Origin of the sequence: Aeromonas sp. FDAARGOS 1403, from assembly GCF_019047325.1 — a bacterium.
In the GTDB taxonomy this organism is placed as follows: Bacteria; Pseudomonadota; Gammaproteobacteria; order Enterobacterales; family Aeromonadaceae; genus Aeromonas; species Aeromonas dhakensis.
Map to the genome: position 1 here is coordinate 3,896,935 of NZ_CP077249.1, position 13,561 is coordinate 3,910,495.

The following is a 13,561-nucleotide window of genomic DNA, read 5'->3' on the forward strand; positions in this document are numbered from 1 at the left end:
AGAGAGGGTTAACATGCACGACAACAGCAAGGCAGCGATCAGCAAGGTGCCAGAGATCACACTGGCGTTCTGGGCCATCAAGATCCTGGCGACCACCCTGGGGGAGACAGGGGGAGACGCCGTTTCCATGTCGATGGAGCTCGGTTATCTGGTAAGCACAGGCATCTTTGCCGTGATCTTCTTCGTCTCGGTCAGCGCGCAGATCGCGGCAACCTCCTACAACCCCCTCCTTTACTGGACCACCATCATCGCCACCACCACGGTCGGCACCACCCTGGCAGACTTTGTCGATCGCTCGCTCGGGCTGGGCTATGCCGGCGGCTCCACCCTGCTGCTGGCCTTGCTGATGGGCTCCTTCCTGCTCTGGTATCAGCTGCAGGGCAGCATCTCCACCGGCAGCATCACCACGCCACGCACCGAGCTGTTCTACTGGGTGACCATCATGTTCTCCCAGACCCTGGGCACCGCACTGGGCGACTGGATCGCTGACGAGGCCGGCTTTGGCTATGCGGGCAGCACCCTGCTGTTTGGCGGCATGCTGGCCGCCATCGTTGCCGCCTACTACCTGACCCGGGGATCGCGCACCCTGCTGTTCTGGGCCGCCTTCATCCTGACCAGGCCCCTTGGCGCCGTGGTGGGGGATTTTCTGGACAAGCCGCTCAGCAAGGGCGGGCTTGAACTGAGCCGTTACTCCGCCTCTTTTGCCCTGCTGGCCGCCATCGCCACCCTGGTGCTCATCTCGACCCTGCGCAACCGGCAACCGGTTCGGGCCGAACTCGACATCGAGCAATGATGCCGTGACCGCAGGCAACCGTCTGCGGTCACGCTGGCAGACATGACCAGCCAGCCCGGCAGCCTTGTGGCGGCCGGGCTGGCTATGCTCTGGGTGAATCGATGCAAGACAGGAGAACCCCATGACCACAATAAGCCGCCCCCCCGCTCCCCAACCCGCCGGCCGGATCCCGGGTGGCGTCTGGGTGCTGGGGTTTGTCAGCCTGCTGATGGACATCTCTTCTGAAATGATCCACAGCCTGCTGCCTCTCTTCATGGTGACCGTGCTTGGCAGCAGTGCCCTCACCATCGGCCTCATCGAAGGGATGGCGGAGGCGACGGCCCTGATGGTCAAGGTCTTCTCCGGCACCCTGAGTGACTATCTGGGACGTCGCAAGGGGTTGGCCCTACTGGGCTACGGGCTGGGGGCGCTGACCAAGCCGCTGTTTGCCATCGCCACCGGCAGCGGGCTGATCCTGACCGCCCGCTTGCTGGACAGAGTTGGCAAGGGCATCCGTGGCGCCCCCCGCGATGCACTGGTGGCCGACCTCACCCCCCCTGAACTGCGCGGCGCTGCCTTCGGCCTGCGCCAATCCCTCGACACGGTCGGCGCCCTGCTGGGGCCGCTGCTGGCGGTGGGGCTGATGCTGCTCTGGCACGATGATTTTCGTGCCATCTTCTGGCTGGCGGTGGTGCCTGGGCTGGCCTCGGTCACCCTGCTCGCCATCGGCCTGCGTGAACCCAAAGAGAGCGATGGGCGCGAGCGCCGCAACCCTCTGCGACGCGACAACCTGCAACGGCTGGGTAAACCCTATCGCTGGGTGGTACTCATCGGCGCCCTGTTTACCCTGGCCCGTTTCAGCGAAGCCTTTCTGGTGCTACGCGCCCAGCAAAGCGGCATGGCGCTGGCGCTAGTGCCGCTGGTCATGGTGGCGATGAACCTGGTCTATGCCCTCAGCGCCTATCCGTTCGGCCGCCTCTCGGATCAGATGAGTCACCGCACCCTGCTGGTCTGGGGGTTGCTGGTGTTGGTGGCCGCCGATCTGGTGCTGGCGGCCAGCCCCCACTGGGGGTCATTGCTGTTGGGGGTGATGTTGTGGGGCATTCATCTGGGGATGACCCAGGGTCTGCTGGCCGCCATGGTGGCCGCCAGCGCCCCCGCGAAACTGCGCGGCAGTGCGTTCGGCTTCTTCAATCTGGTCTGCGGCCTCGCCATGTTGCTGGCCAGCCTGCTGGCCGGGCTGCTGTGGGACACTCTTGGCGCCGCTTGCACCTTCTACGCCGGCGCCGCCTGCAGCCTGCTCACCCTGCTGGTGCTCGGCAGATACCCGCAGCCCTCCCCCGGCAGCCAGCCATGAGCAGCACATCCCGCTTGCTGCAGACAGCAAAAAGCCCCGGCAACCAGGTTGCCGGGGCTTTTCTGAAGATGGCGGAGGAGGTGGGATTTGAACCCACGGATGGTCGCCCATCGCCGGTTTTCAAGACCGGTGCATTCAGCCGCTCTGCCACCCCTCCGAACGGCGTGCATACTACGTCAGCCCCTTGTTCATATGCAATACATATTTGATTTGGGATAGTAGGGGGCAACAGGCTGGGGTGGGGCTTGAAATCAGCGCTCGTCATCCCGACATTCAGTGCATACAATGCGTTAACGAGGCGGCGTTGCCGCCTCACCCCGGAAATCAAGAGGACACCCAAGATGGATACCCGTTCTATCTATACCGGCACCCAGAGTGCCGCGCGCGATACCAACAAGGTACTGCGCAACACCTATATGCTGCTCTCCCTCACTCTTGGCTTCTCTGCCGTGGTGGCCGGGGTAGCCACCGTGATGAACATGCCGCCCCTGCACTGGGCCATCTTCCTCATCGGTGTCTACGGTCTGATGTTCCTGACCGAGAAGAATCGTGACAACGGCATGGGGCTGGTGTTCACCTTCGCCCTGACCGGTCTGCTGGGCTATAGCCTGGGCCCCATCATCAACATGTACATGAACAACGGCGGCGGCGAGATCGTGATGACCGCGCTCGGCGGCACCGCGCTCACCTTCTTCGGTCTGTCGGCCTATGCCCTGACCACCAAGCGTGATCTTTCTTTCATCGGCGGCATGCTGTTCGTCGGTTTCTGGGTGCTGCTGGTGGCCATGATCGCCAACATCTTCCTGCAGATGAGCGCCCTGAGCCTGGCCCTCTCCGCCATGTTCATGCTGTTCTCCTCCGGCGCCATCCTGCTGACTACCCAGCAGATCGTGCGCGGCGGCGAGACCAACTACATCTCCGCCACCGTCACCCTGTACGTCTCCATCTACAACATCTTCCTGAGCCTGCTGAGCCTGCTTGGCGGCAACCGCAACTAATCAAACACCCCGCTTCGGCGGGGTTTTTATTGGTGCCTGTTTCTGTCAGGATAAGTTGCAAATCAAGGATATGAAGCGAAGTGGCCCTGATCCAAATCAGGGCCGTTTCGTTGTTGACCGGTTATGCTCTCGCTTTCGTTTCGCTCAAGGGTTGCGCTCTCCCATGCCCACGGATTTCTCTGGCCTGCTGCGCCGGCTGCTGACTGACAGTCATATCTATTTCGCCCTCAAGGTGTTGCTGGCCATCATGGGGCTGCTCGCCTTCACCCTGGCGACCGGCGACATCCAGCTCACCGTGCTGCTCTCCCTCGGGGTGGTGGCCGGCGCCATCGCCGAGACCGACGACAGCCTGTGGGGCCGGGTCAAGAACCTCGCCATGACCCTGCTCTGCTTCCTGTTCGCCTCCCTGTGCGTGCAGTATCTCTTCCCCACCCCCTGGCTGTTCGCCATCGGGCTGGCGGGCTCCACCTTCATCTTCGTGATGGTGGGGGCGCTCGGTCAGCGCTACGCCACCATCAGCTTTGGCTCCCTGCTCATCGCCATCTACACCATGCTGGGGGCCGCCAAGGCGCCGGATCTCTTCTATCAGCCGCTGGCGCTGGGGGCAGGGGCACTCTGGTATGGCCTGGTGTCGCTGATCTGGCTCTGGCTGCTGCCCTACAAGACCCTGCACGAGCAGCTGGCCCAGAGCTACTTTGCTCTCTCCCGCTATCTGCTGGAAAAATCCCGCTTCTTTCCGGCCGACGAGCACGGCGCCCAGGCCATTCGCCACAACCTGGCCCAGCTCAACATCAATCTGGTCAATGCCCTGACGCTCACCAAGTCGGCCCTCAACGCCCGCCTCAGCACCCGTCACCGGGCCTCCCCCGAGCTGGCCAGCCTGCTGCGCCTCTACCTGCTGGCGCTGGAGATCCACGAGCGGGCCACCTCCAGCCACTACCCCTACAGCAAGCTGGAAGCCGAGCTCAAGCAGGGCATCGTGCTGGATGGCTTCCAAGAGGTGTTCCTGCAACTCTCCGAGGCGTGCCAGCGGCTCGGCTACGCCATCCTGGTGCACAAGCCCTATGCCCACAACAAGCGCATCCACTGGACGCTGGAGGCCCTCGGCGATCAGCTGGAGTTCACCCACCTCAAGCAGCACTACCCGAAAACCCTGCTGACACCGATGAAGTTTCTGCGCCGCAACCTGGCCAGCATCAACCAGCTGCTGCAAAGCGCCGAGGAGCTGCAAAACCCCGAGCAAGCCCCGCAGAGCCTGCCGCCCCTGGCCAGGCCCGCCCGCCTGCCACTGCTGACCCAGCTCAAGCAGCATCTCACCCCCAACTCCATGGTGTTTCGCCATGCCCTGCGGCTGTCGCTCGGGTTGGTGGTGGGCTACGGCATTCTGCAGGCCTTCCAGCTGGACAAGGGCTACTGGATCCTGCTGACCGTATTGTTCGTCTGCCAGCCCAGCTACAGCGCCACCCGCCGCCGGCTGGTGCAGCGCATGCTCGGCACCTTCGCCGGCCTGCTGGTGGGGATCCCGGTGCTCTGGCTCTTCCCCGAGCTGCACGTGCAGCTGGTGGTGATGGGGTTGGCCGCCTTCCTGTTTTTCACCCAGGTGCGCAGCAACTACAGCGCCGCGGTCTGCTTCATCACCCTCTACGTGCTGATGGCGTTCAACCTGCTGGACGGCATCGGCTTTGCCATTCTGGGGCCGCGCATGCTCGATACCCTGCTCGGCTGCCTGCTCTCCTACGCCCTGGTGGCCTGGCTCTGGCCGGACTGGCAGTACAAACGGCTGCCGACCCTGATCGCCAATTCGCTCTCCGCCAACGCCCGTTACCTCTCAGCAGTGCTCGCCAGCCTGCAGCAGCAGCGGGATGAGTCACTCGACTACCGGGTGGCGCGCAAGAGCGCCCATCTGGCGGACAGCGAACTGGCCATGGCCTGGCAGAGCATGCTGGTGGAGCCGCAAAAGCGCCGTCGTTTCCTCGACCTCTGCTTCACCCTCACCTGGCGCAACCATGCCCTGCTCTCCTACATCTCGGCGCTGGGCGCCCATCGCGACAAGCTGGAGGCCATCGGTGAGCTGGACGAGATCAGCCGCCACCTGAGCCACACCCTGGAGCGGGCCGCGGGCCATCTGGCGGGAGAGATGCCGGAGCAGATCGAGGGGCAGTGCCCTGTCATCACCCCGGACAGCAGCGAGGAGCAGCTGATGCTGACCCAGCAGCTCAATCTCATCAGCCAGCTGGCGGATGAGTTGCTCGCCCTGGCCAACGAGAGCCGGTTGCTCACCCGGGAACAAGGCGCTACCATGCCCGCCCAATCCTGACAGGCCACAAGGAGCCCACCATGTCCGAGCACCACCAGCTGGAATTCAACGGCCAACTCATCGAAACTGATGCCAAGGGTTATCTGCTCAACAGCAACGACTGGAGCGAGGCGCTGGCACTGGTACTGGCCGAGCAGGAAGGCATCGTGCTGGAGGAGCCGCACTGGGAAGTGGTGCGCTTCGTGCGCGCCTTCTATCTGGAGTTCAACACCTCCCCCGCCATTCGCGCCCTGGTCAAGGCGATGGAGAAGCAGTACGGCCCCGAGAAGGGCAACAGCCGCTACCTCTACAAGCTGTTCCCGGAAGGCCCGGCCAAGCAGGCCACCAAGATTGGCGGCCTGCCCAAACCGGTGAAATGCATCTAAAAAAATACCGCGCCCATCCAGAATGAAGCGCGGTATTTTTTTATCTTGTGGTCTCTCTTAAGGGTTGTAAGCCACCACGGAACCACTCAGACCGGTCATCTGGCCGATGCGGCTCTGCATGCCCTGCAGCTTGGTCTTGGAGACATCCGGTCCGATGAAGACCCGGTTGAGCTGACCCTGCACCGGCGTGCGCGGCGAGGTGTGCGCCGAGTAACCCGCCGCCCGCAGCTTGCCCACCAGCGCGTTGACGCTGTCAACATTCTTGAAGGCGCCGAGCTGCAGGATCCAGCTGCCCTGGGCCGGGGCCGTCGCGGCAGGCGCCGGGGCTGCGGTCGTGGTCGCTTGCCCCATCTTGCTGGCGATGAGATCGTCCATCGACCTGATCTGGCCCGCCTGCGGCTTGCTCTCCACTGGTTTTTGCACCTCTACCGGCTTGGGCGGCACCACCTTGGGCTTGGGTTGCTCCACCGGTTTCTTGGCGATCACTTCGGGCTTGGGCTGAGGCTTGACCGCCGGAGGTGTAACGGGCTGGGTCACCGGCTTGGCGGCCGGCTGCTGCACCTGCGGCTGGCCCTGCTTGGCCCCCAGGGTGACCGGCTCGGGCACCTCTTCCACCTGCCACTGCTCGGCAGCCGACGCCTGCTGCTGGCTGGCCAGGTGCTCCGCCGGCAGGGTGCTGGCGGCCGATACCTGCAAGGCTGGCTTGGCGGGTTCCAGCTCGGGGCGCAGCGGGATCTTGGCAAACGCCTCTTCCTTCTGCTCCAGCTTGTGGCCGTCCATCAGATCCGGCAGAAAAATGACTACCAGGGCCACCAGGATGACGGTCCCCACCAGACGGTTTTGAAACTTAGAGGCCAAGTTGAATCCTACCTTTACGTAACTCAATATGCGATTCGGCTCCCCGCCAAAGGGCCGGGGAGCCGGGGTGTGGCCTAGACGGCGACACCCGCCAGAATGTCGGCGACAGTGTAAAACGAACCAAACACAATGACCATATCATCAGGACTCGATGCGGCCAACGCGGCAGCATAGGCCTGCCCCACGCTGTCAAAGGTGGTCGCCGGCCCCCGCTCGCAGCCAAGGGCCGCCGCCAGCTGGGCCGCGCTCGCCGCCCGCGGGCCGGTCAGGCTCGCCAGATACCACTCGCCGATGAGGCCATCTAGCTCGGCCAGCGACCCCGCCATGTCCTTGTCCTTGAGCATGCCGACCACGGCGCGGCGCACGCCGCTGCAGGGCAGCTTGCGCAACTGGGCTGCCAGATAGGCTGCCGAATGGGGATTGTGGGCCACATCGACGATGACCAGCGGCGCGCTTTGCAACTGTTGCATCCGGCCAGCCAGCCTGGCATTGGCCAGTCCGTCACGGATGGCGGACTCCGGCAACGGCAGGCCGAGGGACTCCAGCGCCGCCAGCACGGTGACCGCGTTCATCAGCGGCAGGGCCGGTTTGGGCAGGTCGCACCACTGGTGGAAGCCGTGATAATCCCAGCCGGTTTCGTGCTCATCGCCATGAAAATCGATGCCGACCTGACGCAAGCAGGCACCGAGGCGCGCCGCCTCGCTGGCAATGGTGACGGGCGGGTTGGGCTCACCGCTGATGGCGGGTTTGCCGGCGCGATACACGCCCGCCTTCTCCACCGCCACCGCCTCGCGGGTATCCCCCAGCCAGTCGCAGTGATCGAGCGCAATGGAGGTGATCATGGCGACATCGGACTCCACCACATTGGTGGCATCTAGCCGGCCGCCCAACCCCACTTCCAGCAAGAGCACATCCGGCGCGGCGCGGCGAAACAGCCACAAACCGGCCAGGGTGGCGAACTCGAAGAAGGTGAGAGCAATCTCGCCGCGGGCTGCTTCCACCTCGGCAAAGGCGGTGCAGTGATCGCTGTCGGTCAGCTCGGCCCCGTTGATCCGCACCCGCTCGGTGAAGCGCAGCAGATGGGGAGAGGAGTAGACGCCGACCTGATAGCCGGCTTCTATCAGTATGCTGGCCGCCATGGCGCAGCTGGAGCCCTTGCCGTTGGTGCCCGCCACCGTGATCACCTTGAACGGCAGTTGGGTAAGATTCATGCGGCGGGCCACGGCGCCGACCCGATCCAGTCCCATGTCGATGTTGACCGGGTGGATCTGCTCCAAATAAGAAAGCCAGTCGACCAGCGACCGGCTTTGGGATTGTTGCATGTTGGAACTCATCTTCACTCTTCGATGACGTGAGTATTCAGCATTTTGGCGAGCAGGCTGGCCAGACGGTTGCGCATGTCGCGGCGGTCGATGATGAGATCGATGGCACCCTTCTCCAGCAGGAACTCGGAGCGCTGGAAGCCTTCTGGCAGCTTCTCGCGCACGGTCTGCTCGATGACGCGGGGACCGGCAAAGCCGATCAGCGCCTTGGGCTCGCCCACGTTGATGTCGCCCAGCATGGCCAGACTGGCGGAGACGCCACCCATGGTGGGGTCGGTCAGCACCGAGATATAAGGCAGGCCGGCTTTGGAGAGTCGGTCCAGCGCCGCACTGGTCTTGGCCATCTGCATCAGGGAGAACAGCGCCTCCTGCATGCGGGCACCACCCGAGGTGGAGAAACAGACCAGACCGCGCCCTTCCTTGATGCTCTCCTCGACGGCGCGCACGAAGCGGGCGCCCACCACGGAGGACATGGAGCCACCGATGAAGGAGAACTCGAACGAACAGGCGACGACCGGCACCCCCTTGAGGGTCCCCTTCATCACCACCAGCGCATCTTTCTCGCCCGTATCCTTCTGGGCGGCTGACAAACGATCCTTGTAGCGCTTGGAATCCTTGAATTTCAGTACATCCTGCGGCTCCAGCTCGGCACCGACTTCGGTGCGGCCCTGCTCGTCGAGAAAGCTCTCGAGGCGGGCACGAGCGCTGATGCGCATATGATGATCACACTTGGGGCACACTTCGAGATTGCGCTCCAACTCTGCCCGGTAGAGCACCTGTTCACAAGCACTGCACTTGGTCCACACCCCTTCCGGAATGTTGTGGCGACGCGGGGCAGTGATCTTGCTCTTGGGAAGGATCTTCTCAAGCCAGCTCATGGAATTCCTTAATGCTTTTGTGCCTGACAAAACGCATCGAGCCTAGATTGTTCAATGACTTAATAGCTCGATGGCAATAAATGACGGATCATTAAACCACAAATTTTCGGGCCCAGTTACTAAAAACTGGTCGTACCCGGTGCCGAGTCCGGCAGCCACAACGGACCGAGCGGCACCCGCGGCAAGCCCAGTTCCAGCGGGTAATCCACGTCCACCAGATAGAGTCCCCCCGCCTTGGCGGTGGGGCCTGCCAGGTTGCGATCCCGGGCCGCCAGCACCTCGGCCACCCACTCCACCGGTTTGAGCCCCTGCCCCACCAGCAGCAGGGAGCCGGTGATGTTGCGCACCATGTGATGCAGGAAGGCGTTGGCCCGGATATCCAGCACGATATAGGGGCCCTGGCGGCTGACGCACAGGTGGGTCACATTGCGCCACGGGGTCTTGGACTGACAGCCGACGGCCCGAAACGAGCTGAAGTCCTGTTCGCCCAGGAGGCACTGGCCCGCCTGGTGCATCAGCGTCGCGTCGATCGCTTCGTGGTAGTGGCTGACGCCGCTGCCGAGGATGGCCGGCCGGTAGTTGTGGTTGTAGATGACGTAGCGGTAGCGACGGGCGGTGGCGCTGAAGCGGGCGTGAAACCCCTCGTCCACCTCCTTGACCCAGCGCACCGCGATGTCGGGCGGCAGGTTGGAGTTGAGCCCCAGGGTCCAGGCCCCTTCGGCACGGTTCGCATCGGTATCGAAGTGGATGACCTGGCCGGTGGCGTGGACGCCGGCATCGGTGCGTCCTGCACACTGGATGGAGACGGGGTGATTGGCGATCCGGCTGAGGGCCTTCTCCAGCTCCTCCTGTACGCTGATCACTTCGCGCTGACGCTGCCAGCCGAAATACCGGCTGCCGTCGTATTCAATACCTAGGGCAATTCGCATGGATAAACTTGTCTTCTGATGAAAGGATGCGGTGAAAGAAACGGGGCGGATTATACCCATCTCGCCTCAAAAATCCCAAATCGCAGCGCCCAGGCCAGACCAGACGCCAAAAGAAGGGGCAGCCCATCGGCTGCCCCTGCTGTCATCATGGTGCTGTGGTTACCTAGCCAAGGCGCTTGAGCAGCTTCTCGGCCTCGGCCCGCTGATGCTCGGTGCCCTGCTCCGCCGCCTCCTGCAGCAGCTCGCGGGCGCTGTCCTTGTCGTCGATCTCGAGGTAGGCGCGCGCCAGATCCAGCTTGGCCCCCACTCCGCCATCGTCGGCATCCACGTCAAATCCGGTGGACTCCGGCAGCACCTCGGGGAAGCCATCCAGCCCCACATCCAGCGAGAAGCCCTGATAGGGTTCCTGCTCCGTGGTGGTGGCATCGGCCTCGGCCAGCAACTTGTCGATCTCGACATAACCGCTCTCCTGGGCCTGCTCGCGCGGCTTGACCTCACCCTGATGGGGTTCCACTTCGGCGAAGGCATCCTCAAAATCGGAGAGGGCCATCTCGTTGGGATCCCAATCCGGTTCTACCTCTTTTTTACCTTTGACCGGCTCGGGTTCCAGCCCCAGCTCAGCCAGCATCTCGTCGGCGCCGGCAGCGGCTGCCTGGTCGGCACCCGGCTCGGCAAAGGCGGTCTCGAAGTCGCTCAGATCGAAGGAGGCGAGATCCTCATCGCTCACCACCGCCTCGGCGTCCGGCTGGCCGTCATCGGCGCCATCCAGCGTCAGGTCGGCCTCCAGATCCGCATCCAGCTCGGCGAACAGGGCAGCCTGCAGCTCCTCTTCGCTCATGACCTCGTTGTCGGCCTTGGGCTTGGGATTGAACTCGCTGGCGAGATCGAGATCCGGCTCGGTGTCGAGGGTGATGGGGTCGTCATGGGCCAGATCCAGATCGGGCACCAGGTCCGGATCCCGGATGGCGGCCTTGGCGGCTGGTGCCGGCTCGGCATCGAAGCTGGCCAGATCCATCTCGCCATCGTCGCTAAACACCAGATCGGCCGGCGCGGCGGGCTCTTCCACCGCCATGTAGCCATCGGGCGTGTTGAGATCCGGTGTCGGCCGCATCGGCTCCTCGTCGGCGATGCCGACCGTCATCAGCTCGTCAAACTCGCTGCTCTCCTGATCCATCACCATGGCGGTGGATTCGGACAGGCTCTTCTCCTGCTCTTCCAGCTCGCGGCGAGCCCGAGCCCGCAGCCACAGAGTCACCAGCGCCAGCACCAGCAGCACCGGCAACAGGATGATCATGGCGAGGTTGAGCGGCGAGGAGAGCAGGTCCATCAGCCAGTTCTGCTTGGGCTCGGGAGCCGGCGCCGCCGGCGGAACCGGCTTGGCCTTGAGCTCGGCAATCTCTTTTTGCAGGGCGGTCTGATCCTGCAGCTGGGCCTTGAGGGTCTCCACCTCTTCGGTCAGCGACTGCAGTCGCAGCTTGAGCCTGTGGTTCATCTCGGTGACCTGACCGAGCTGGGCATTGGCATCTTCCAGCGCCAGCGCCATCTCGGTGGAGGGCTTGCCGACCGGCTTGTCGAGGTCGGCCGGCAGCGGTGCCGGTGCACTGGCGGTGGCACCACTGGTTGCCGCGGCCTGGCTCGCGACCGGCTCGGGGGCCTTGGCGACCTCCTTGACCTCGGTGGCCGGCTGGGGCGCCTCCACCTTGGGTGCCGGAGCCGGGATGGGCGCCGCCTTGGCGGGCGCTACCTTGGCAACCTCGGGCTTGGTCGGCTCGGCTGCCTTGGTGGGGGTCGCCTTGGGCTGGGCCGGCTTGGTGGCCACCGGTTTGGCAGGTTGAACATGCTTGTTGGCCAGATATTTCGGGCTCAGCCCTTTCCAGCTGGCGTTGTCACTGCGGAATTTGGCGCGGGCCTCGGCATCCGTGATGACGCTGGCCTCGGCGGCGGTGGGCAGCAGGATGCGCGAGCCCACCAGAATGTGGTTGATGTTGCCGTCAGCGAAACTGCGGGGGTTTTTCTCATAGATCGCCACCATGGTCTGGTAGACGCTGACACTGCTGGAGGGACGGTACTTGCTCGCCAGGCTCCAGAGGGTGTCGGTGGGACGAATGGGACCATAACTACCGGCATTGCTCGCAACCTGCCGCACGATGGGCTGGGCCGTCGCTCGGCTGGGCTGGGGCGTGGCGCTGGGAGTGGCGACGGGTTGTGCCAGCGGCTGGGAATTGACGGCGGGCGGAGCCGGCTCGTCCGGGCCTTTGAGCTCAACAAAAAAGGGCTCCCGCGTCGAGTCTTCGGCCTGGGCCATGCCCAGCAGACCCAATGCGAGTAGCGTTGCCAATGTTATGCGGGAATGTCCCATATTCGTTCCTTCGTATGACGGCCCTATCACATTGAAAAATCTGGATAGTTACCCCAAAACAGTCGGTTCAATATAAATCAGGCTCAGGTTGCAAGCCAGCAGTCCGACACATTTAGCACCCAACTTGCCCCTGAGTGTAGGAAAAAACTTAATCAGTTGATATCGCGAAACATTCCAGAATGTCGCACTGTGCGCCCCCGGTCACATCTGCCTCGCGCTCGGCGGAGCCATCTCTGACGGGCATCCCTCCCCGCCAGACCCATGGACTCGCCGATCAGAGGTAATCGCGCACCAGCAGTTCGGCAATCTGCACGCTGTTGGTCGCGGCGCCCTTACGAACGTTATCGGCCACGATCCACATATTTATACCGCAGGGGTGAGAAATATCCTGGCGAACCCGGCCCACCTGTACCTCGTCCTTGCCGGTTGCGTCGCGCACCGGGGTCGGATAGTCATGCTCGTCGTCAAACAGGGTGACGCCCGGAGCCTGGCGCAGCAGCTCTTTCACCTGCTCGGCGTCGAGCGGCTGATGCAGCTCGACGTGGACCGCCTCGGCATGGCCATAGAAGACCGGCACCCGCACGCAGGTGGGGTTCACGGCGATGCTGGCATCCCCCAGGATCTTCTGGGTCTCCCACACCATCTTCATCTCTTCCCGGGTGTAGCCGTTGTCGGTGAAGCTGTCGATCTGCGGAATGAGGTTGAAGGCGATCTGCTGCGGGTAGAGGCTGGGCTCCACCGGACGACCGTTGAGCAGGTGGGCGGTCTGGCCGGCCAGCTCGCTCACCCCCTCCTTGCCGGAGCCGGAGACGGACTGATAGGTCGCCACGTTGATGCGAGCGATACCCACCTCATCGTGCAAAGGCTTCAGTGCCACCAGCATCTGGATGGTGGAGCAGTTGGGGTTGGCGATGATGTTGCGATTGCGAAAATCGGCCAGAGCGTCCGGGTTCACTTCCGGGATCACCAGCGGGATCTCTTCGTCGTAACGGAAGCAGGAGGTGTTATCGATGACGATGCAGCCGTGCTCGGCGGCAATCGGCGCCCACTTGGCAGAGACCTCGGCCCCGGCGGAGAAGAGGGCGATCTGCACCTGGCTCCAGTCAAACTCCTCCACGTCCAGGATCTCGACATTCTTGCCGGCAAAACGCACCGTGTCGCCGGCGCTGCGGCTGGAGGCCAGCGGATAGAGGGTGGCGACCGGGAAGGCACGCTCTTCCAGGATCTCGATCATCGCCTCGCCCACGGCGCCGCTGGCGCCCAATACCGCTACGTTGAATTGCTGACTCACTGCTGTTCTCTCCTATGATGGTGCCGGTGACGCGCGCTGGCATCACCGCTGGCAGGCGGACCTGCCTGATAGCGGGTCTGGCGTCAGCCAGACCGGGTATGGGCGGGACAAGGCT

11 protein-coding genes and 1 tRNA gene are annotated in these 13,561 nt (G+C 63.6%); 5 read left to right on the forward strand and 7 right to left on the reverse strand.

Annotated features, from left to right (window positions below):
- Window positions 1–13: 13 nt before the first annotated feature.
- Together I6L33_RS17960 and I6L33_RS17965 are read left to right on the forward strand one after the other, a co-directional pair.
- Window positions 14–793 (forward strand): hypothetical protein, encoded by a 780-nt coding sequence (locus I6L33_RS17960; RefSeq protein WP_216973047.1) that lies wholly within the window; start codon window positions 14–16, stop codon window positions 791–793.
- Window positions 794–914: 121 nt separating this feature from the next.
- Window positions 915–2,129, forward strand: a complete 1,215-nt coding sequence (locus I6L33_RS17965; RefSeq protein ID WP_216973048.1) for an MFS transporter — start codon at window positions 915–917, stop codon at window positions 2,127–2,129.
- A 69-nt stretch (window positions 2,130–2,198) separates the two neighbouring features.
- On the opposite strand, the gene I6L33_RS17970 is transcribed toward I6L33_RS17965, so the two are convergent.
- Window positions 2,199–2,286: transfer RNA gene (locus I6L33_RS17970), tRNA-Ser, on the reverse strand.
- A 184-nt stretch (window positions 2,287–2,470) separates the two neighbouring features.
- Between I6L33_RS17970 and I6L33_RS17975 the strand changes: the two genes are divergently transcribed.
- From I6L33_RS17975 to I6L33_RS17985, 3 genes are all read left to right on the forward strand, one after another.
- Window positions 2,471–3,127: a Bax inhibitor-1/YccA family protein gene (locus I6L33_RS17975; protein ID WP_010633601.1), complete on the forward strand. Its 657-nt coding sequence runs from the start codon at window positions 2,471–2,473 to the stop codon at window positions 3,125–3,127.
- Window positions 3,128–3,290: 163 nt separating this feature from the next.
- Entirely contained in the window at window positions 3,291–5,444 is a 2,154-nt protein-coding gene (gene yccS, locus I6L33_RS17980) for a YccS family putative transporter (RefSeq protein WP_025201498.1), read from the forward strand.
- Window positions 5,445–5,464: 20 nt separating this feature from the next.
- The gene (locus I6L33_RS17985; RefSeq protein WP_011706490.1) at window positions 5,465–5,809 is read left to right on the forward strand and encodes a TusE/DsrC/DsvC family sulfur relay protein; all 345 of its coding nucleotides are present in this window, start codon (window positions 5,465–5,467) and stop codon (window positions 5,807–5,809) included.
- A gap of 57 nt (window positions 5,810–5,866) precedes the next feature.
- Here the strand turns inward: I6L33_RS17985 and dedD are convergent, their stop codons facing one another.
- The 6 genes from dedD to I6L33_RS18015 form a co-directional block, all read right to left on the reverse strand.
- A complete protein-coding gene (gene dedD, locus I6L33_RS17990; RefSeq protein WP_216973049.1) occupies window positions 5,867–6,667 on the reverse strand; it encodes a cell division protein DedD in 801 nt (266 codons plus the stop codon).
- A 74-nt stretch (window positions 6,668–6,741) separates the two neighbouring features.
- Window positions 6,742–8,001, reverse strand: coding sequence for a bifunctional tetrahydrofolate synthase/dihydrofolate synthase (gene folC / locus I6L33_RS17995; protein ID WP_216973050.1), 1,260 nt, complete (start codon window positions 7,999–8,001; stop codon window positions 6,742–6,744).
- Window positions 8,002–8,003: 2 nt separating this feature from the next.
- Window positions 8,004–8,867 carry an acetyl-CoA carboxylase, carboxyltransferase subunit beta gene (gene accD / locus I6L33_RS18000; protein ID WP_005302503.1) on the reverse strand — a complete coding sequence of 288 codons (864 nt, stop codon included), beginning with the start codon at window positions 8,865–8,867 and terminating at the stop codon, window positions 8,004–8,006.
- A gap of 119 nt (window positions 8,868–8,986) precedes the next feature.
- Window positions 8,987–9,796, reverse strand: coding sequence for a tRNA pseudouridine(38-40) synthase TruA (gene truA, locus I6L33_RS18005; protein WP_029305766.1), 810 nt, complete (start codon window positions 9,794–9,796; stop codon window positions 8,987–8,989).
- 163 nt (window positions 9,797–9,959) lie between these two features.
- A complete protein-coding gene (locus I6L33_RS18010) occupies window positions 9,960–12,155 on the reverse strand; it encodes a FimV/HubP family polar landmark protein (RefSeq protein WP_216973051.1) in 2,196 nt (731 codons plus the stop codon).
- Window positions 12,156–12,429: 274 nt separating this feature from the next.
- Window positions 12,430–13,446 carry an aspartate-semialdehyde dehydrogenase gene (locus I6L33_RS18015; protein ID WP_017764176.1) on the reverse strand — a complete coding sequence of 339 codons (1,017 nt, stop codon included), beginning with the start codon at window positions 13,444–13,446 and terminating at the stop codon, window positions 12,430–12,432.
- Window positions 13,447–13,561: the final 115 nt, after the last annotated feature.